This window comes from Streptomyces sp. enrichment culture (assembly GCF_964273145.1).
Lineage (GTDB): Bacteria > Actinomycetota > Actinomycetes > Streptomycetales > Streptomycetaceae > Streptomyces.
This window is the reverse complement of record NZ_OZ186873.1, coordinates 5,501,604-5,521,387: the sequence shown is the minus strand read 5'-3', so window position 1 is coordinate 5,521,387 and position 19,784 is coordinate 5,501,604. Positions and strand designations below refer to the sequence as shown.

General features: G+C 70.3%; 14 protein-coding genes and 2 pseudogenes. 10 read left to right on the top strand and 6 right to left on the bottom strand.

Annotated elements, in window-relative coordinates:
- Nucleotides 1-397: 397 nt before the first annotated feature.
- Both ACSU6Z_RS24555 and ACSU6Z_RS24550 read right to left on the bottom strand, forming a co-directional pair.
- Entirely contained in the window at nt 398-2,095 is a 1,698-nt protein-coding gene (locus ACSU6Z_RS24555) for a subtype B tannase (RefSeq protein WP_437048786.1), read from the bottom strand.
- 176 nt (nt 2,096-2,271) lie between these two features.
- Complete coding sequence (locus ACSU6Z_RS24550) at nt 2,272-4,296, bottom strand: hypothetical protein (protein ID WP_437048785.1); 2,025 nt, start codon at nt 4,294-4,296, stop codon at nt 2,272-2,274.
- Between the two features lie 172 nt (nt 4,297-4,468).
- On the opposite strand from ACSU6Z_RS24550, the pseudogene ACSU6Z_RS24545 reads away from it, so the two are divergent.
- Both ACSU6Z_RS24545 and ACSU6Z_RS24540 read left to right on the top strand, forming a co-directional pair.
- Nucleotides 4,469-5,160 (top strand): annotated as a pseudogene (locus ACSU6Z_RS24545) (GNAT family N-acetyltransferase).
- Nucleotides 5,161-5,364: 204 nt separating this feature from the next.
- On the top strand, nt 5,365-5,556 hold the full coding sequence (locus tag ACSU6Z_RS24540; RefSeq protein WP_437048784.1) for a hypothetical protein: 192 nt from the start codon (nt 5,365-5,367) through the stop codon (nt 5,554-5,556).
- A gap of 34 nt (nt 5,557-5,590) precedes the next feature.
- Here the strand turns inward: ACSU6Z_RS24540 and ACSU6Z_RS24535 are convergent, their stop codons facing one another.
- On the bottom strand, nt 5,591-6,793 hold the full coding sequence (locus ACSU6Z_RS24535) for an ROK family transcriptional regulator (RefSeq protein WP_437048782.1): 1,203 nt from the start codon (nt 6,791-6,793) through the stop codon (nt 5,591-5,593).
- Nucleotides 6,794-6,942: 149 nt separating this feature from the next.
- On the opposite strand from ACSU6Z_RS24535, the gene ACSU6Z_RS24530 reads away from it, so the two are divergent.
- The 7 genes from ACSU6Z_RS24530 to ACSU6Z_RS24500 all read left to right on the top strand — a co-directional run bounded on the left by ACSU6Z_RS24530 (nt 6,943) and on the right by ACSU6Z_RS24500 (nt 14,650).
- Entirely contained in the window at nt 6,943-8,568 is a 1,626-nt protein-coding gene (locus tag ACSU6Z_RS24530) for a subtype B tannase (RefSeq protein WP_437048780.1), read from the top strand.
- A gap of 312 nt (nt 8,569-8,880) precedes the next feature.
- On the top strand, nt 8,881-9,534 hold the full coding sequence (locus ACSU6Z_RS24525) for a GntR family transcriptional regulator (protein ID WP_437048779.1): 654 nt from the start codon (nt 8,881-8,883) through the stop codon (nt 9,532-9,534).
- Between the two features lie 48 nt (nt 9,535-9,582).
- Entirely contained in the window at nt 9,583-10,341 is a 759-nt protein-coding gene (locus ACSU6Z_RS24520) for a PIG-L deacetylase family protein (RefSeq protein WP_344605165.1), read from the top strand.
- Nucleotides 10,341-11,036 carry a 4-carboxy-4-hydroxy-2-oxoadipate aldolase/oxaloacetate decarboxylase gene (locus ACSU6Z_RS24515; RefSeq protein WP_437048777.1) on the top strand — a complete coding sequence of 232 codons (696 nt, stop codon included), beginning with the start codon at nt 10,341-10,343 and terminating at the stop codon, nt 11,034-11,036. Before ACSU6Z_RS24520 ends, ACSU6Z_RS24515 begins: the two co-directional genes overlap by 1 nt.
- The gene (locus ACSU6Z_RS24510) at nt 11,033-12,115 is read left to right on the top strand and encodes a 4-oxalomesaconate tautomerase (RefSeq protein ID WP_437048775.1); all 1,083 of its coding nucleotides are present in this window, start codon (nt 11,033-11,035) and stop codon (nt 12,113-12,115) included. The genes ACSU6Z_RS24515 and ACSU6Z_RS24510 overlap by 4 nt, the downstream gene beginning before the upstream one ends.
- The gene (locus tag ACSU6Z_RS24505) at nt 12,112-13,065 is read left to right on the top strand and encodes a catechol 2,3-dioxygenase (RefSeq protein WP_437048773.1); all 954 of its coding nucleotides are present in this window, start codon (nt 12,112-12,114) and stop codon (nt 13,063-13,065) included. Before ACSU6Z_RS24510 ends, ACSU6Z_RS24505 begins: the two co-directional genes overlap by 4 nt.
- A 271-nt stretch (nt 13,066-13,336) precedes the next feature.
- The gene (locus ACSU6Z_RS24500) at nt 13,337-14,650 is read left to right on the top strand and encodes an MFS transporter (RefSeq protein ID WP_437048771.1); all 1,314 of its coding nucleotides are present in this window, start codon (nt 13,337-13,339) and stop codon (nt 14,648-14,650) included.
- Nucleotides 14,651-14,852: 202 nt separating this feature from the next.
- Here the strand turns inward: ACSU6Z_RS24500 and ACSU6Z_RS24495 are convergent.
- From ACSU6Z_RS24495 to ACSU6Z_RS24485, 3 genes and pseudogenes are all read right to left on the bottom strand, one after another.
- Nucleotides 14,853-15,622 (bottom strand): annotated as a pseudogene (locus ACSU6Z_RS24495) (transposase).
- 47 nt (nt 15,623-15,669) lie between these two features.
- Nucleotides 15,670-16,029, bottom strand: a complete 360-nt coding sequence (locus tag ACSU6Z_RS24490) for a hypothetical protein (protein WP_437048769.1) — start codon at nt 16,027-16,029, stop codon at nt 15,670-15,672.
- Between the two features lie 522 nt (nt 16,030-16,551).
- Nucleotides 16,552-17,514, bottom strand: coding sequence for a hypothetical protein (locus ACSU6Z_RS24485; RefSeq protein ID WP_437048767.1), 963 nt, complete (start codon nt 17,512-17,514; stop codon nt 16,552-16,554).
- Between the two features lie 316 nt (nt 17,515-17,830).
- Here ACSU6Z_RS24485 and ACSU6Z_RS24480 point away from each other — a divergent pair, with 316 nt between their 5' ends.
- Complete coding sequence (locus ACSU6Z_RS24480) at nt 17,831-19,771, top strand: ATP-binding cassette domain-containing protein (RefSeq protein ID WP_437048765.1); 1,941 nt, start codon at nt 17,831-17,833, stop codon at nt 19,769-19,771.
- Nucleotides 19,772-19,784 lie beyond the last annotated feature (13 nt).

Genomic DNA, 19,784 nt, shown 5'->3' with positions numbered 1-19,784 from the left:
GCATCGAGCGGGTCCGGCTTGCCGAGCAGACGGCGGGCCTGGGCGGGAGCTGGGGGACTGGAGGATGTGGCCGGACCTGCTTCGGACAAGTTCCGGCCGGTCGCGCGTCAGACACCACGCTGATCGCTCCTGGTCACCCGCCGGAATCGGCCGCCGCGAGATGGAGGGCGAAGTCCGTGATCTCCTGGGTGAGTGGGTCGACGCGCAGGCCGGTCCAGCCATGCGCCGATCGCGGCGACGCCTCGCGGTCGGGGGCTGTCCGCGTGCAGAAACTCCGACCGGCATACGGTCGGTGACTCCCAGCCGGTGGGCGAAGGAGCCGGTCCCGTGCAGTCAGCGTGCTCGATCGCCCGGCCGCCCTGTCCTCGGACGGGGCGGCCGATAGCGGTCCTGTCCGTTATGCGAGCGGGTCGCCGGCCTTCTGAACGATCCGGGCGATCCAGGCCATGGCCTCGGGCACGTCGTAGTTCCCGGCGTGCGGCTGGTTCCAGGCGAGCCGGTAGTCCAGGTCCTCGACCTGCTTGTCGGCGGCGAGTGCGCGGTCGAGGTTGACCGAGACGGTGAATGCGGTGTCGCGGTCGCGGGTGCCGTGGCGGACGTACCAGTTCGGCGCCGTGTCGGCAGCGGTGCCGATGAAGTCCATCGGGTTGATGAGGTGGACCTGATCGTCGACGGTGGAGCTGTGTTGCGCGGTGTACTGCTTCCAGGTCAGCCCGGTGTCGTCCAGGCCGCTGCCGTCGCCGGGCACGTCGTTGTGGTTCCAGCCGAACTCGGTGTAGTTGAGGTACGTCTGCGTCGGCGGGCCGAAGAGGTTGGTCTCGGTGCGGCTGGTGGTGTTCCCGTCGACGCCCACGGCGTCGAAGGCGGGGGTCGTCTTGAGGGCGGCCTGGGTGGCGACGAAGGCGAGGTACCTCGCCATGTCGATCGAGCGCACCGTGCGGGTGGCGGTGTCGACGTCGATCCAGTCGTTGACGTACGACTTGGTGGTACCCCCTGACGTGATCTGGAAGGTGCCGCCCAGCGGCGGGATGGTGTGGGCGGGGTCCGCCTTCAGGTAGGTCTCGGCGGAGCGGACGACCTCCTTCTCGATGGTGTCGAGCATGGTGGCGGCGGTGAGCCGGGAGCCGTCGGGGTTGCGCAGTCCGAGGCTCTTCTCGTACGCCGCGAACCGGGCCGCCATCTCCGCGGCTTCCTCGGGAGAGGGGTTCTGTCCGGTGGTGTCGCGGGTGCCGAGGGCGTTGTAGAGCCACTCGTAGGCGATGTCGGCATTGCCGAGGTCGGTGATCGGACAGTAGGCGTTGACGGCGAAGACGTCGTCGCGCAGGGTGCTGTGCCCCTTGGCGTCGATGCCGGCGGCGCCGACTGCGGCGAGGTACGGGGCGTACTCGCCGCTGTTGCCGGAAGCGCCCAGGATCGACGCCAGCGCGCCGCCGCCACTGGTGCCGTTGACGACGATCCGCTCCGCGCTGCCGGGCATCGCGGCGTCGTTCAGACGCAGGTAGCGCACGGCGGCCTTGGCGTCGGTGACGGCCGCGGGTGCCTTGCCGGGGAACGAGCCGTCGGCACCGACCAGTCCGCGGCTGCGGCTGGCGACGTCGACGAAGACGTAACCCGCCTTCAGGGTGGCACCGACGTTGCTCGTCGCACTGTTGTAGGAGGTGCCGGCGGTCACGCTCGCCCGTATGTGACTGGCCATCCAGCCACTGTTGTTCACCGCGAAGTAGATCGGCACCCGCTGGTCGCCGAAGGCGCTCTCGGGGACGAACACGTTCATGCTCTGGTAGCCGCAGGCGGTGTTGGGGATGGTGGTGCTGCCCCCGCCCGGACCGCCGGGCTGCTGCGCCGCCGCGGCGACCGGGTTCGCGACGTAGCAGATTTCCTTGTACCAGCGCACGGTCAGGGGACGGCCGTCGACGGTGACGGTGATCGTCGTGTAGCCGGAGGAGTCGAAGGCGAGCGCCGCGTCCTGGGGGTCCGCGGCATGGCCACGGCTCTGCGCGGGGGCGGCCGCCGCGACGGTGGCCGGTACTGCGACGGACGTGAGGACGAGGGAGCCCGCGAGCGCCGCCCCTCTCAGGAGGCGTGTGCGGATCACGGGGCGTTCCGCCCGCACGCTCGGCGGGTGGGCGAGTGCGTCTCGTCCGCAGGACGTGGTCAACCTCTGCATGGGTCTCCCCTCATCGAGCACCAGGTGCTTCGCGGATGCCTCGGGGTCAAGGCGTGACGCACGCTACAAGATTGTTAACAATATGACTAGCATTATCGTGGACATTATCGGGCGTCGTGGTGGCGCAGCCACAGGGCCAGGTGCCAGTCCTGGTCGTTGGCGAGGGGGTCGGCGATGTGGGCGGGGCGGCCGTCGACGGTGGAGGGCATGACGAAGGCGCAGGTGGCCGAGCCGTCCTCGTGGTAGTTGGCCATGTTGGCGCGGAAGATCGTCTCGGCGAGGCGGTCGGTGTCGGGGGTGCGCAGGGTGGCCGGGAGGCGCAGCAGGGTCGTGGCGGTCAGGGTGCTCCAGTAGTGCGGGAAGACGTCGCCCCAGAGCCGGTTCCGGCCGAACCAGTAGCCGTCCCAGTGGCGGATGGCGATGCCGTGCAGGCGTGCGTGGGGCTGGGGGCCGCCGAAGGCCAACAGCCAGGGCAGCCGTTCCTCGATCGCGTCGTGGAAGACGGCGTCGCCGGTCAGGGCGTGGGCGTCGCTGAGGAGGTCCAGCAGCGGGGCGACGATCGCCTGCTCGTAGCTGACCTCGTGGGCGGGCAGCTGCCGTCCCATGCGCGCGAACCGGCGGGCGCTGTCGACCAGCAGGTCGCGCAGCCGTCCGGCGCGGGCGCTCCGGCCGGCGGCGTCGAGGGCGTCGCAGAGGGCGGTCGTGGTCGGGGAGTCGTCGATGGACAGGTGGGTGGCGCCGCCCAGGTCGAAGCGGCGCTCGACGATGCGGGCGGCGCGCTCCAGGTCCTCTTCCCGGCCGTGCGCCCGGTGCCGGTCGAGGAAGAAGCGGGCCAGCCAGGGCATGTCGTACAGCCGCGGTTCGAGGTGTCGGGTCTGCGAGCCGCGGCGCGGGGCGTCGGTGTCGTCGAGGAGGTGGCGTACGGCGAAGCGGGACCAGCCCTCCAGTAGGGGGCCGGTCTGCTCCGGGTCGGCGAGACCGCGGGCCGTGGCGGCCTGCAGCAGCAGCGGCATGGCGATCCGCTCGGAGCCGTCGGACCAGTCCGGCCAGCCGTTGGTGCCGATGGTCAGTCCGGTCCTGGTGTCCACGGGGACGAAGGCGTGGGCGAGCAGGCCGGGACGTTCCGTGGCCCGCTGGTGGCGGACGATGTAGGCGACGCGGCGGCGGACGACCTCCTCCAGCGGGAGGTGGAAGAGGACCTCGGTACGGGCGCCCTCACCGATGTCCAGGGTGCGGGTGCCGTGCGCGGACGCCTCGATGCGGTACCGGCCGTCCGCCTCCCGCTCCACCTTCACCTCCGGGTCCGGGCTGCTCACCGACGCCGCCTCGACCACGATCGGGGTCCCGAGCTCGGCGGCGTACGCGGAGAAGGCGGCCGGCGGCCGAGTGGCGGCGGTGAACTCGTCTGCCGACGCGTACCAGCCCAGCTCCCAGACCACCGACGTCGACTCCCCCGGCGCCAGGCGCAGCACCGGCTGCCCGCCGAACGCGTCCGGGTTGCGGGCGTGGTCGGTGACCTGGAGGACCAGATGACCGCGGACGTCGGACAGCGACGCCTGGTTGCGGGACTCCACCGAGTACGCCCGCACGGCCCCCTCCCGCACGATCAGCCCCAGGCAGCGCCCCTCGCCGGACATCGGCTGGGCCAGCACCCACGCCCACGTGCCCCCGGTGAAGACGTGAGCATGCACCGCCTCCTCCAGGGAGGTTCGCGCGTCCCGGTACCAGTCGGCGAAGGGCGTCTGGATGCCGAGGCCGGTGACGGCGAGCGGCTCGTCGGCGCCGTTGAGGACCGTGTAGCGCTCACGCAGCACGTCCCCGTCCACGCACCGCCGCACCTCCACCCGGACCCCGGGCAGCGGTGCGTGCACCGCCTCCACGGCGTCGCCCACCACCCGCAGGCCCGACGGCGCGAGCCAGCGGGCCGCTCCCCTGTCCGTCATCAGGTACCCGGACCCCCACTGGTGCTCCACCGAGTGCCAGGGCGCGGCGGCCTGGTCGAGCAGAAACCGCCGCACCGGGGCCCGGTCGTCCAGGAACTGCACCGGCGCGCCCGTCACCGGGTCGAGCACCGCACGCCCCGTAGCGAAGGAGAGCCACTGCGGAACCCCGACCCCGGTGGAAAGCACGTGGACACTCCTCGCATGTACGTGAGCCTGCTCCGGCGACAGCGGTCACATGAAAGCAACGCCACCCGGTCGGGTACAGGGACGCGAAACTTTTCGACCGCGGAACCGGGGGCGCCCGCGGCAGGTGACATCGATCGGGCACTACGTCCGCCACGGATGTGGGACTGCAGGGATGATGATCGACGACTCGGTACTCGACGATCCGGTGGGGAAATCGCTCGGCGGCCCGCACGCGCACCTCGCCCGACGGCTGGGTGGAGCCGCCACCTGCTGCGCCGACGTGGCGACCTTCTCCGCCGTGCCCGTCCAGCCGGGGGCGCGGGACTGGGCCGACCTCGCCGCGTTGCTCGGTCCGGGTGCCTTCGCCGACATGTTCAGCTGTCCGGCCGGCCCGCCGCCGGACCGGGAGCCCGTCTTCAGCCTGGCGGGCCGTCAGTTGATCTGGTCCGGCGGCCCCCTTCCCGACCGGCGCGGCGCCGAGCCCGACAGCGACATGGTCGTACTGGGCAAGGACGACGTACACGAGATGCTCGACCTCGTCACCCGGACCGAGCCGGGGCCGTCCTGGTCCCGTACCCAGGAACTCGGCACCTACCCGGGTGTCAGGGTCGACGGCGTCCTCGTGGCGATGGCCGGGGAACGCCTGCGGCCCCCGGGATGGACGGAGATCAGCGCCGTCTGCACCGCCCCCGAGGCACGGGCCAAGACCACGCCACCCGCTTGGTACGTGCGCTCGCCGCACGCATCCTGGCGCGCGGCGAGCGTCCTCTCCTGCACGTCGCCGAGACGAACACCGGCGTCATCGCGCCGTACGAGCGCCTCGGCTTCACGACACGCAAGAAGGTGACCTTCCGGGGCTTTTGACCCCCGTGACCGTCCGCCTCGGCGGTTCCGCGGACATGCCCGTGCCGACAACGGGGCAGCACGGCTCACGGCTGAGCCTTCTGCGGTCCCGGCCGGCATCACGCGGAGGTCCAGTGATGCGGCTGGTGTGGTGGCGATGACGAAGTCCACGGTGCCGGCCGGGGGTCATCGGCCGCCCGAGGTCAGGGCTGATGGCCTGGGCCAGTGCGGATCCACACCGCGCCGAACTTCGACACCCCGGAGCCCGCCTTCAATTACGCGGACATCACGTCCACGTCCGCCTACGACAAGACGGACGAGGGCCTCACCGAGGGCACGTACGACGCGGCCGACCGCGACCTCACCGTCTTCGCTCGCGTCGGCGCACAGCGTACGGCGACCAAAGGCAGGTCCTGAGCCATCGCCGGCCACAGCACCCGCGCGGCCGACGTCAGGATCCCTTCGGAACGGCGGCCGGGTCGGCGAGGATGTGTTCGCGTCCGGCGGCGAGCGCACCATGGAGGGCCGCGTCGGCACCGAGGGTCCCGGGCGTGACGGCAGGGGAAAAGGCTGGGAAGGCGCCCCGGCGCGGGGCGAGGCGGGCGTCGATGCCGGGCCTCAACCAGGGCAGCCAGTCGGCGAGTCGGCCTCCCAGGACGACATGATCAGGGTCGGTCACTCCGGTGAGCGACTGGAGTGCGGCGCCCAGGGCGTGCCCGGCGCGGTTCAGTGCGGCCAGAGCGCTCGGCTCCCCTGCACGCAGGCGGTGGTCGAGTTCGGTGAGGGCGGCGCTGGTGTGGTGAGGCGAAGCCGAACTGCCGAGGCCGGCCTCCTCCAGGACCGCGCGGGTGCTGACGTACGTGGTCAGGCAGCCAATCGCGCCGCACCGGCAGACCGGCCCGTCGAGGGAGACCGGGATGTGCCCGAGCTCCCCGGCCAGACCGTGACTGCCGTGAAAGACACGGCCGTTGACGATCAGCGCACCGGCCACTCCCGCGTCCGACTTCACATACGCCACGGTGCCACCCCGCAAGGCGAGGGCGTGGTACTCGGCCAAGGCCGCGGCCTTGGCGTCGTTGACCACGTCGACGGGGCACGGCAGTCCGGGCAGCCGGTCGGCCACAAGCCGGGCAAGGCGCGAGGCACTGCGCGCAGGGCTCGGCGCGTCCTGAGTCCTTTCGGTGACCGGTCCGGACAGAGCGATCACCAGACGGCCATGATGGACTCCTGGCTCCGGGGGACCGACGGCGTCGACGGCGGAGGCGATGTCATCGGCCAAGAACTCCAACGGCCCGAACGGCCCTCCGGAATTCGGTAGTTCGCGCGGCCGGCCGGGTACGCCGGCCAGGTCGGACGTCATCACCGTGCTGTACCCCCAGGCCACATGAACGGCTGTGGTCCGCACTCGCCCGGGCACCAGGCTCACCAGTCGGCGCGGACGGCCGCGGCCTCCGGAGGAGGCGGCGCCCACTTCCGCCACCAGGCCGCGATCGATCAGGTCGGCGACGAGCGCCGTCACCGAGGCGTGCACCAGGCCGGTGCCCGCCGCGACCTCGGTGCGTGCGCACGGGCCGTGCGCGGCGACGTACCGCAGGACCAAGGAGAGGTTGGCCCGGCGCACGGCCGCGGAGTCGGTGGGAGCGGGGGTGTTCACGTCTCGATTGTGCCTGGTCGCCGCAGCACTCCCGGTCTCACGGTCTTCTAATTTTTCAACCATTGAAAATAAAGAGCTGGATCCCGCACACTCGACGTGAAGCACCCCCCCACGGACGGCGGACAACCCGCTGCGGCGAGGAGATGATCATGAAGCACAGGGCAGTGAATCGCAGGAGCGTAGTCATAGGGCTCGGTGCGACCGCGGGGGTCGCAGCCATCGGCGGCATCGCTCTGACCGCACAGGCGGAGAACGCGGGCGGCACCGACAGCAAGGAGACCTCGGTCAACGACTCCCTGGTCTTCGACCAGGACGACTTCACGGAGAAGACGGAGTCGATCGCCGACGCGTCCGGCACCGAGCACTCGGTGACGTACCGCTTCTACAAGGCCCGCGACTACGTGACGAACCCGAACGACTCCGGCCACCAGAGCCTGGTCGTCAGCGTCCCGGTCAAGATCGACGGCAAGGCGGTCGACGCCTCGAACGCCCCCATCGTGCTCGCCAACGCGGTGGGCGCCTACATGCCTACCAGCGTGGCCGACGCGACCGGCGTGGGCCAGGCCAAGCTGGAGATGACCGGCATGGGCGGCCCCATGCCCAGCGGCATGCCGTCGGGCGGCACGGGCGGCGGCATGGCGGGTGGCACGGGCGCCATCAACGGGATGGTGAACCTCGCGAAGCTGGCCCTGGTCGCCGGTTACGTCGTGGTGGAGCCCGGCACCCGCGGACGCAGCCTTACCGACTCCTCCGGCAGCTTTTACGGCACCGCACCCGCGGTGATCGTCGACCTGAAGGCCGCCGTGCGTTACATCCGCGCCAACAGGGGGCGCATCCCGGGCAACGTCGAGCGGATCGTGTCCACCGGCACCAGCGCGGGCGGCGCCTCCTCGGCCCTGCTCGGCGCCTCCGGCGACAGCAAGATCTACGAGCCGTACCTCAGGGAGGCCGGTGCGGCCGACGCCTCCGACAGCATTTTCGCGACCGGCGCCTGGTGCCCGATCACGGACCTGGAGCACGCCGACGGCGCCTACGAGTGGAACTGGGGCACCCTGCCCACGCAGACCACCGGCAAGACCGTCGACCAGAGCGTGTCGAAGGAACTCCAGTCGCAGTTCGCCGAATACCAGGCGGGCCTGAAACTCCGCGGCCTCAAGGGCTCGGGCTTCGGCAAGATCACCGCCCGCAACTACGCCGACTACCTCCTGGAGCACTACCTGCAGCCGTCGGCGACGAAGTACCTCGCGGCCCTGTCGGCTTCCGAACGCGAGGCATACCTGGCCAAGAACACATTCATCACGTGGAAGAACAACCGGGCGACCTTCACCTGGGAGGGCTACCTCGCGCACGTGGCACAGCGGAAGAAGACCCAGCCGGCCTTCGACGCGTTCGACCTGTCCTCCGGTGAGAACAACGAGTTCGGCAAGGGCACCACCAAGGCCCGTCACTTCACCGCCTACAGCGCGAAGAACGACACCACCGGGCTCGGCAGCAAGCGGGTCGACAGCGACATCCCCGAGAAGCTGAAGCTGATGAACCCCATGTTCCACCTCCTCGAAGAGCGCAACCCGAACCGTTCCAGGCACTGGTGGATCCGGCTCGGCACGTCCGACACCGACACCGCACTGACCGTCGCCGCGAACCTCGCCATGGCCGCGGACAACCTCGGTGACGATGTCGACCACGCGTACTACTGGGACAAGGGCCACGCCACCAACGAGGACCCGGGCGACTTCATCGAGTGGGTCGCCAAGGTGACGGGCTACAAGAGCTAGCCACCGACGCCGCCACATCGGCCGCGCGTTCCGCCGTTCCCTGCCGGAGCCGACCGCCGGGGACGGCCTGAACACGCTGCGGCATCTGCGCCGCTACCGACGTGCGATCACCGCAGGGCAGCAAGCCGGCGGTGACGACGGCAACGGCCACTCCGCCCTCCTTCGCCGGCGACCTGACCCTCGACGAGGACAATCGGGCGCCGTCTGCCGCATCCGCCGTGACGCGCCCCGTCCTCAAAATTGAGAACAGAATCGTTGACAATTCTGTTGCCCTAGATTTAGCGTCGACAGGCACTCACTCAGGGAGGGCAGATGCCGAAGGAAGCCCGTCCAGGCTCCGGAGAGCAGGCCAAGCAGTACGCGCTGGAGCGGCTCAGGAAGGCGATCCTGCAGGGCGAGATGGCGCCGGCCCAGCGGCTGGTGGAGAACGAGCTCGCCGAGAGCTACGGCGTCACGCGTGCCAGCATGCGTGCCGCACTGCTGGACCTGACTGCCGAAGGGCTGGTCGAGCGGATCCGCAACCGCGGTTCCCGGGTGCGGGTGGTGACGGTCGAGGAGGCCGTGGAGATCACGGAGTGCCGGATGGCGCTCGAAGGGCTGTGCGCGGCCAAGGCGGCGACCGAGGCCACCGACGCGCAGCTCGACGAGTTGACCAGCCTGGGCAAGGCCATGTCCAAGGCGGTCGCCGACAGCGATCCAGTCACCTACTCCGAGCTCAACCAGGATCTCCACGGCCTGATCCGGAACGCCTCCGGCCAGCACACGGCCGTCGGCCTTCTGGAGCGGCTCAATGCCCAACTGGTGCGTCACCGCTTCCAATTGGCGCTGCGGCCGGGACGTCCGCAGCAGTCCCTGAGTGAGCACCTGGCCCTGATCGAAGCGATCAGGGCCAGGGATCCGCAAGCGGCCGAGACGGCCGTTCGCGCCCACCTCAGCAGCGTGATCGACGCCCTGCGCGCCGATTGAGACGCGCTCCTGGGGCGGGTGCGGCACCTGTCACCAAGGAGATGCAGCATGACCCACGGCAACGGCGCACCCGCCGCCACTCCGCCCCGATCGACCCTCGTCGTCACCGCGCACGCGGGCGACTTCGTGTGGCGGGCGGGCGGCGCCATCGCCCTGGCCGCGTCCCGGGGCGAGAAGGTCACCATCGCGTGCCTGACCTTCGGCGAGCGCGGCGAGTCGGCGAAGGCGTGGCGGGAGGGGAAGAAGCTCGACGAGATCAAGGCGATCCGCCGCGAGGAGGCCGAGCGCGCCGCCGCGACGCTCGGCGCCGAGGTTCGCTTCTTCGACGCCGGCGACTACCCGCTCCTCGCCACCCCCGAGCTGACCGACCGGCTCGTCGCCGTCTACCGGGAGACGCAGCCGGACGTCGTGCTCACGCACCCGGTCGAGGACCCGTACAACGGCGACCACCCGGCCGCCAACCGCATGGCCCTGGAGGCCCGGGTCCTCGCCCAGGCCATCGGCTACCCCGGCGAGGGCGGCATCATCGGCGCCCCGCCCGTCTTCTACTTCGAACCGCACCAGCCCGAGATGAGCGGCTTCAAGCCGGAGGTCCTCCTCGACATCACCGAGGTCTGGGACACCAAGCGCAAGGCCATGGAGTGCCTCGGCGCCCAGCAGCACCTGTGGGACTACTACACCGATCTCGCCGTCCGCCGAGGCGTCCAGCTCAAGCGGAACGCCGGCCCCAACCTGGGCCTCGCCCACAAGACCATGGCCGAGGCGTACATGCGGCCCTACCCGCAGATCGCGAAGGAGCTCGCCTGATGCCCGGCGTCATCGTCACCAGCCCGCCCAAGGCCGAGGCGAAGGCCGTCGAGGCGCTCGCCGGCTACGGAACGGCCACCGTCGGCGAGGCCATGGGCCGCACCGGCTTCCTCGGCACCCGTCTGCGCCCGATCCAGCAAGGCGTCCGGGTCGCGGGCACCGCCGTCACGGTGCTGTGCTGGCCCGGCGACAACCTCATGATCCACGCGGCGGTCGAGCAGTGCGGCGAGGGCGACATCCTCGTCGTCACCACCACCTCGCCGTGCGCGGACGGCCTGTTCGGCGAGCTGTTCGCCACAGCCCTCGCCCATCGCGGGGTGCGTGGCGTCGTCCTGAACACCGGTATCCGCGACACCGCCGAACTGCGCGCGATGGGCTTCCCCGCCTGGTCCGCCGCCGTCAGCCCGCAGGGCACGGTCAAGGCGACCGGTGGCAGCGTCAACGTACCGATCGTGATCGGCGGCCAGGTGATCCGCCCCGGTGACGTGATCGTCGCCGACGACGACGGCGTCGTGGTCGTACCGCGCGAGCACGCCCGCGAGACCGCCGAGGCGTCCGAGGCCCGCGAGCGGAAGGAGGCCGCCGCCCGCGCCGCCTTCCTGGAGGGCGAACTCGGCCTGGACCGCTACGGGCTGCGGGACAAGCTCAAGCAACTCGGCGTGGAGTACCGCACCTACGAGGAGGTCGAGTCGTGACCGGCCCCGCGGGGGTCCGCTGCATGCTGATGCGCGGCGGCACCTCCAAGGGCGCCTACTTCCTGGCCGACGACCTGCCAACCGAACAGACAGCCCGCGACGAGCTTCTGCTGAGGGTCATGGGCAGCCCGGACCCGCGCCAGATCGACGGTCTCGGCGGCGCCCACCCCCTCACGAGCAAGGTTGCCGTGGTGTCCCCGTCGACCGACCCCGAGGCCGATGTCGACTACCTCTTCCTCCAGGTCGCCGTGGACAAAGCAGTGGTCTCGGACCGCCAGAACTGCGGCAACCTGCTCGCAGGGGTCGGCCCGTTCGCTGTCGAGCGCGGACTCGTACGAGCAGGCAGCAGCGAGACATCCGTGCGCATCCGCATGGTGAACTCCGGTGACTTCGCCACGGCGACGTTCCCGACCCCTGACGGCCGCGTCGACTACGGCGGCGACACGGAAATCTCCGGTGTCCCCGGGAGCGCAGCTGCCGTGGTCATCGAATTCCCCCGGCGGGAGGGGCAGTTGCTGCCCACGGGGAACGCGCGCGACACGGTCGCCGGCATCGAGGTCACGTGCGTCGACAACGGCATGCCAACCGTTCTGATCCCGGCCGAGGCCCTCGAGGTCACCGGTCAGGAGGCCCCCGAGGACTTGGAGGCCAACGGGGAACTGACCGCCCGGCTCCACGAAATCCGGTTGGAAGCCGGGAAGCTGATGGGACTCGGCGACGTCACCGAAACCACCGTCCCCAAGCTCACCCTCCTCTCGCCGCCCCGCCACGGCGGCGCCGTCACCACCCGTACCTTCATCCCGGCCCGCGTCCACACCTCCATAGGCGTCCTCGGCGCCGCGAGCGTGGCGGCCGGGCTGCGAATCGAGGGAAGCGTCGCGCACGGCATCGCGGCCCTCCCCGAAGAGGGCGATCGGCTGCGCATCGAGCATCCCAGTGGTTTCACAGACATCGAGAGCAGCATCGATCGCACCCCCGAGGACGGCCTGAGAGCCCGTCGCACCGCCGTCGTCCGCACCGCCCGCAAGATCTTCGACGGCACCGTCTTCCCCGTACCACCCACAGGAGGTCACTCATGACCCCGCCTCTCGGCGACATCGCCCACATCGGCCACGCCCAGCTGTTCACGCCGGACCTGGACGCCTCCGTCGCCTTCTTCACCGACTTCCTGGGCCTGACCGTCAACGGGCAGGACGGCGACACCGTCTACCTGCGCACCTTCGACGACTACGAGCACCACAGCCTCGTCCTCACCGCCCGCGACCAGCCCGGCCTCGGCCGCCTCGCGCTGCGCACCTCCAGCGATGAGGCGCTCCGGCGCCGGGTGGAGGCCATCGAGGTGGCGGGCGGCAGGGGCAAGTGGACCGAGGACGAGCCCGGTCTCGGCCGGCTCTACGTCACCACCGACCCCGACGGCCACGAGCACGCCCTGTACTGGGAGAGCGAGCACTACCGGGCCCCCGAGGAGCTGAAGCCCGCGCTGAAGAACCAGCCACAGGCCAAACCCAACCGCGGCGTCGGCGTCCGCCGCCTGGACCACGTCAACTTCCTCGCCGCCGACGTCCTCGCCAACGCCGAGTGGCAGGAACAGCTCCTCGGCGCCCGCCCCACCGAGCAGATCCGGCTCGACTCCGGCAAGATCGCGGCACGCTGGTTGACGTACACCGACAAGTCGTACGACGTCGTCTACACGTCCGACTGGACCGGCAGCGAGGGCCGCCTGCACCACATCGCCTTCGCCACCGACACCCGCGAGGACATCCTGCGAGCCGCCGACCTCGCCATCGACACCGGCGTCTTCATCGAGACGGGACCGCACAAGCACGCCATCCAGCAGACGTTCTTCCTCTACGTCTACGAACCCGGCGGCAACCGCATCGAGCTCTGCAACCCGCTCACCCGCCTCGTCCTCGCCCCCGACTGGCCGCTCATCACCTGGACCGAGGAGGAACGCAAGAAGGGCCAGGCATGGGGCCTGAAGACCATCGAGTCCTTCCACACCCACGGCACACCGCCCGTGCAGCCCTGATCTGATCTGACGGTTCGGCCCCGGGGAACGGCTACCACCCGTGCCCCGGGGCCAAATCGTCGCTTAGATTGTTAACAAAAGTGTTGACGTAATGCCTGTGGCTTCTTAACGTCTACGCCACAGCGAGCCGACAACTCCCCGCGCGGAGTCCGCAGCTCGGGGGCATGCTCCGCCCGTCCTCCCCACCGGCCGCGCGAGCCGCACCGGCCCCACAGCCCTTGCAGCCAGGGACCAGGCCCCGTCCTGACGTCCCGCACGAGAGGAAACAACGATGTCCTCCTCCGCCACCTCCCCGCTCGCCCAGGCGACCGGGACGGCGCCCCGCCGCAGCCGCACCGCCGTCATCACCCTGTGCTGGGCACTCGTCCTCCTCGACGGCATCGACACGTTCATCTACGGCTCCGTGCTCCCGAAGATGCTCGGCGGCCACAGCCTCGGCCTCACCCCCGACGTCGCCGGCACGATCGGCAGCTACGCCAACTTCGGCATGCTGCTCGGCACGATCCTGTCCGGCATGGCCTCGAACTGGATCGGCCGCCGCGTCACCGTCTTCGTCAGTGTCGTGATCTTCACCCTCGCCACGCTGGGCACCGGCTGGTCCCAGTCCACGGGCCAGTTCGGCTTCTTCCGCTTCGTATGCGGCTTCGGCCTCGGCGCGCTGCTGCCGATCGCGATCTCGTACGGCATGGAGTTCACCACGCGCGGCCGCCGCGCCCTCGCCACCGGCATCATCATGACCGCCCACCAGACCGGCGGCGCCCTGGCCCCGCTGATCGCTCTCTGGCTGGTCGACGACCACGGCTGGCGCACTGCCTTCATCGCCTCCGCGATGCCCGCGCTGCTCCTGCTCCCGATCGCCTTCAAGCTGCTGCCCGAGTCGCCCACCAACCTGCTCACCCGCGGCCGCCGCGCCGACGCCGAGCTGCTCGCCGCCGCCTACGGCACCGAACTGGCCGAGCCGAAGGCGAACCGCGGGGACAAACTGGACGCGCTGAAGAATCTGTTTCGAGGCGGCCAGTGGTCCACCACCCTGTGCTTCTGGCTGACCTCCTTCGCGGGTCTGCTCCTGGTCTACGGAGTCGGCCAGTGGCTGCCGAAGATCATGGTCGACCTCGGTTACGAGACCGGCGACTCGCTGCTCTTCTCGACGTTCCTGAACGTCGGCGGCATCTGCGGCATGCTCATCGCCGGCCGCACCGCCGACCGCATCGGCCCGCGCAAGGTCGTCATCGCCTGGTTCGTCCTGACCGCCGTCTTCGTCTACCTCATGGGCGTCGGGATGCCGGTCGGCGTCCTGTACGCGGTGGTCTTCTGCGCCGGGCTGCTGCTTTTCTCCGGCCAGACCATGGTCTACGCAACGGTCGGCACCCACCACAACGACGAGGACCGCCCCACCGCCCTCGGCTGGGTCTCCGGCATGGGCCGCTTCGGCGCCATCTTCGGCCCGTGGATCGGCGGCGCCCTCCTCGCGGCGGGCAACGCCGACATCGGCTTCACGATGTACGCCTGCGCCGCGCTCTTCGGCGCCCTGATGATGGCCCTGGCCGCCCTCACCATCAGGGCACGCTCGGCCGCGAGGCACTAACGGCCGGCAGCTCGAAGGGCCGCCCCCGCAACCGGGTCGGCGGCCCGGAAAGGACGGGCGTCAGCCCAGCCGCCACCGGTGCCACGCCGTGGCGAACAGGGCGAGGCCGACGGCCATGCTCTCGTCGGCGGCTGTGGAAGGCGAGGTCTTCGCTAGCCCGTAAATGATCTACAGCGTGTTCGCCGACCTGCTCGTTGCTTCGTCATCCGGCGAGGGCGAGGTTGTGCAGGCGGGCGATGCCGAGCATGGCGTGGTGAACGCCGTCGCCTTTGAGGCGGCAGTCGCGGAGGATCTTCCAGGTCTTCATCCGGGCGAAGGCGTGCTCGACGCAGGCGCGGACCTTGCGGTGCGAGATGTTGTGTTCCTCTTTCCACGGCTCGAGTTCGCTCTGGCCGGGTTTGCGGCGGTGCGGGATGGTCAGTCCGGTGTCCTGGTAGCCGCCGTCGGTGATCACTGTGGTTCTGCCGACGGCGGCCTTCGCACCGGACAGCTCCCATGCCTTGCAGTCGTTCCGGTTGCCGGGCAACGGGCGGCCGACCACGACGACCAGCCGGGTGTCCGCGTCGATGACGACTTGGTGGTTGTGGCGTACCGGTAGTTTTTCGACTGCTCGGCGACACGGTGGTCACGGGCGGGGACCAGGGTTCCGCCCACGATCAGCACGGTGTCCTTGCGGAACCGCTTGCGCTGCTGGAGGGCGAGCGACGGCCCGAGGTGGTCGATGATGCGGTCGGCCGCGGACTTCGACACCCCGAACAACGGCGCCGGCTGCCGCAGGGGCAAGTTGGTCCGCCAGTACGCGGCGACCAGCAGCACACGGTCCTTCAGCGGCAGGCTCCACGGCCGGCCCTTGCGCGCCGGATCCGCACCCGCCCGCCGGAGCGCGGTGATCAATTTGCCGAACTGGCGCGGGCTCAACCCGCTGAACGGGGCCATCCAGGAAGGCTCCGACACCGAGATCACACCAGCCACGTCGGAATTCATCGCACCGCAGCATGCCCCGCCAGCAGGGCCCCGCCTCAGTGGAACTCGTGGACGACCTGAATCTCGCCGACGATGTGGGCGTTGAAGTCGTCCAGTTCCTCGGCCGGAACCCAGAGCTCGAGGATCGTCTGCCCACCGGCCTGCCGGACGGGATACCGGCTCAAGAACTCCGACTCGACCTCAAAACGAGTGACGAAGCCGGCGCCATCGTGCTTCGCGTTCCAGTCCCGCGCGATCCTGACTGCGTAGTCCTCGTTGAGGACCGGGTAGAAGATCGGCTGCTCGGGCAGCCGGGGCGGCCAGGCACGCCAGTTCAGCTCCCGAACCAGATCCAGCTCCTTGGGGCCGGTGGGGCGCCACAGGGTCGTCGTTACTTGCTGGTTGGTCATCTGCATCGCTCTCTACGCAGGCCGCTGGTGCGGCGAGTCGGGAGAGCGGACGATACCGGCACCGCGAACTCATCAGCGACGCAATTCCCGTACCGCAACCAGCAATTACGGGACAACCCTTGGCTTGATTTTCAACCTGTGCGCCGGGACCGGGCACCGTTCCTCGCCGAAGGCGCCTCCGCCGGCGCCCCGCAGACCGTCCAGGTCGCGGACCGGTGGCACCTCTGGCACAACCCGAGCGAAGCCGCCGAACGGGCCGTCGCCCAGCACCGCCGTCGCCTCCGTGTCCTCGTCCCGGCCGCCTCCGAACCCGAGCCGGAGCCCGCCCCGGAGGAGGGCCCGTCCGGTTCACCCCGGCCGACCGGACATCGGTTCGCCGACCGCACCCAGGCCCGGCATGCCGCTGTCCACGCACCGCTGGAGGCCGGGCACAGCCACCGCTCGATCCAGCGTCAGCTCGGCACGGCCTGGCGGACCGTCAAGCAGCCCGCCGAGGCCAAGGATCCGAAGGCCGCTGCCCCACCCAGATCAGATCGCGGGGCGCCGGAGCACGTCGGTGGGCTCCCAGTCGCTCTTCCAGAAGGCTTCAAGCCCGTGCTCGTCGATGAACTGCCGCTCGACCTCGTGGATGGGGTACATCCCTTGGATGGTGATCACGCCGTGGCCCTCGTGTCCCGGAACGCCGACGTCGATGCCCAGGTAGTCGTCTCTGTCGAGGACCAGCGGCGCGAACACGCAGAATGCCGTCATCTCTGACTCGGGCACGATGCGCTCACCGAAGTTGATCGTGCTGCCGTAACTGAACGGGCAGGTTCCACGGAGCTGCTCGGCGAGGAAGCCCACCGCGTGAGCCCAGATCACGTTGGTCGAGTTCACACTGAGGCAGAGTTCCGGCGAGCCGTGCTGCCAATCCGGATGTTCTGCCAGCGACAAGCCGTAGGTGAGCACCGTGAGAAGCCCGTCCGGCAGGTTGTCGTACACGATCTCCGTCACGCCCCGCAGCCCCTGCTTGGTCGACTCGACAGGAAAGAAACAGGGCTCCCTTCCTCCGGAAAGCCGATCAAGATGGGCGAGGTACTTCTCAACGCGACTGGCCATGTGTCCGGCCTGCACGATCGCTCTCCGGTGCACGCCACCGTGGCCGTCACCCGGTAACGCTCCGCAACAGGTCCACAGAAGCTGAGCCGGAACCCGTTCTTGTGAACACAGCCAATCCTTGATGAAGCCGTCCAGCTCCTTGCTCATCCCGATCCGCCGACCGCCGCCTTTCAGACCCGGACGGGCTTGTCGGCCCTGGAACCGGACGGCACCGGACGCCATGCCGCCCGCCTGGTCGACTCCCTTGTCAGCGTCGCCCGACTGGATGCCTACGCGGCACGTGACGCACTGCACCGCCCCGTCGCCGCGTCCGCCCTGGACGATCGCGCGACAGACGCGCTCGACGCGGTGGTCGCCGCGGCGGGACTGGGACCGGGCGTCCTGTCCGCCCACCACCACGAGGCTCTGACGGGCGCGGCCGGCCACGCCGGGACAGAGCTGGAAAGGCTGCTGCAGGCCGAACCAGATCCAGGCCGGGAGGGACGACCGGGATGGTCCCGCCGTGCTCCCACGGTGTCTGGCGGCGTCGGCGTTTCGGCCATTTCCTGCCCGCAGCCGCTCCAAGCCGGACCAGAGATCCCACGCCCGCGGGGTCGGCTGACGCAGGAAATAGCGGGCTCCCCAACACGACCGAATGACGTGTGTTCGAAATCGCAGCCATGTCGTTAGACCTCACGACTCAGCCGCAGCGACCGTCCCAGGGGGAACGATGACCTCGGCCATCACGCAGGACCAGCCGCCGCAGCCGCCAAGGGGGACCGTGCCGGACGACGAACCGCAGGAGGCCGGTGTTCGAGAGGAGGAATTCCTCTACCGCGACGAGTCGAGGCTTCAGGCCGGCTCCCTGCTGACCTCCCGCACCATGGCGCGGCGCCTGCCCTCGCTGGTGCGGCGCTCGGTGCAGATGGCCTGGCGCGTGGACCGCGGCGCGACCATCGGTCTGCTGGTGTGCCAGATCGGGACCGGCGTCCTCGCGGCCCTCGGCCTCCTGGCCGTCACGGGCACGATCACCGCGCTGATCTCCTCGGGTGACATCACCGAGCGGCTGTGGGACGCTGCCCCGCAGCTGGCTGTGATCGCCGCCGCCACCGGCCTGCGCGCGCTGCTGGGCATCACGGTCGTCTGGCTGACCGGCCGTCTGCGTCCGGTGCTCGGCCGGGCGGCGGAGCTGACGATGATCGAGGCCGCGCTCGGCGCAGAACTGGCGGCCAACAACAAGCCCGGCTACAACGACGCCTACGACATCGCCGACCGCGGCGCCCAGGTCACCCCCGACCTCGTCGAAGAAGCCCAGGACGTCCTCGCGGCCACCGCCACGCTCGCGGCCGGCGCCACCGTCCTGACCGTCCTGCACCCCCTTCTCCTTCCCCTGCTGTTCCTCGCCTGCTTGCCGCAAGCCGCCGCCTACGTCCGTTCCGCGCGCGTGCTCTACCTTGCCGGGCTGGAGACCTCCGGGCGGCGCCGGATGCTGGGCAAGCTGCGCTGGCACATGGCCTATCAGGAGTCCAGTGAGGAGATGCGCGCCTGCCTGGCCGGCCCCTTCCTCATCGGCCGGTACCGGAAGCTGGCCGCCTCGGTCAACGCCGCCGAACGAAAAGCCGCGAACACCGGTGCCCGGATGGGACTGGCCGGAGCCGTGGCCGGCGGGATCGCCTCGGCCGCGGTGTGGGCGGCGCTGCTGTGGCTCCTGGCCTCCGGGCGGATGAGCCTGGCGGCCGGCGGCGGCGCCGTCTTCGCCCTCCAGACCGCCACCGGCTCGGTGCGCGGCATCATCAACGGCGGGGCACGCCTGGTGCGCACCGGCTGGTACGTGCAGGACTGGCAGAACTTCCTCGACAACGCCCACGGCCAGGCCATGACCGACTCCCGTGGCACCGCGCCCGTGACCGCGGCCCCGGAGCGCTTCGAAGTCCGCGACGTCACCTACCGCTACGACGGTGCCCCGAAGGACAGCCTGAGCAACGTCTCCCTGCACGTGCGGCGCGGGGAGATCGTGGCACTGGTCGGGGAGAACGGCTCCGGCAAGACAACCCTCTCGCGCCTGCTGTGCGGGCTGCTGCTGCCCACCGAGGGCGACGTGGCCTGGGACCACGCCTCCACCGCGGACCTGGACCCGTGGGGGGCGTGGAAGCACGTCGCGCTGGTGCCGCAGAAGTTCACGTACCTGCCGCTGACGATGCGCGACAACATCACCTTCGGGCAGGGCGACACCAGCGACGCAGCGCTGCTTGCCGCATGCGAGGCCTCCGGCGCCGCGGAGATGTTGCCGGGCCTGCGCTCCGGGCTGGACACCCTGCTGACCAGTGAGTGGTTCGGCGGGCAGCAGCTCTCCGGCGGGCAGTGGCAGCGTCTGGTCCTCACGCGCGCGTTTCACCGGCAGGCGGCGCTGCTGGTGATGGACGAACCCACGGCCGCGCTCGACGCCCGCGCCGAGCACCGGATCTTCACCGGCCTGCGTGAGCTGGCCAAGGACCGCGCCATCCTGCTGATCACGCATCGGCTCACCAACGTGGCCGTCGCCGACCGGATCGTGGTCCTGGACGAAGGGCGGATCGTCCAGGAAGGCACCTACGCCCAACTCACCCAGCAGCCAGGTCTCTTCCGGACCCTGTGGGAGCTGCAGCGCCGGATGAGCGGCGACACCCCCTGATCCCCCCAGCCGT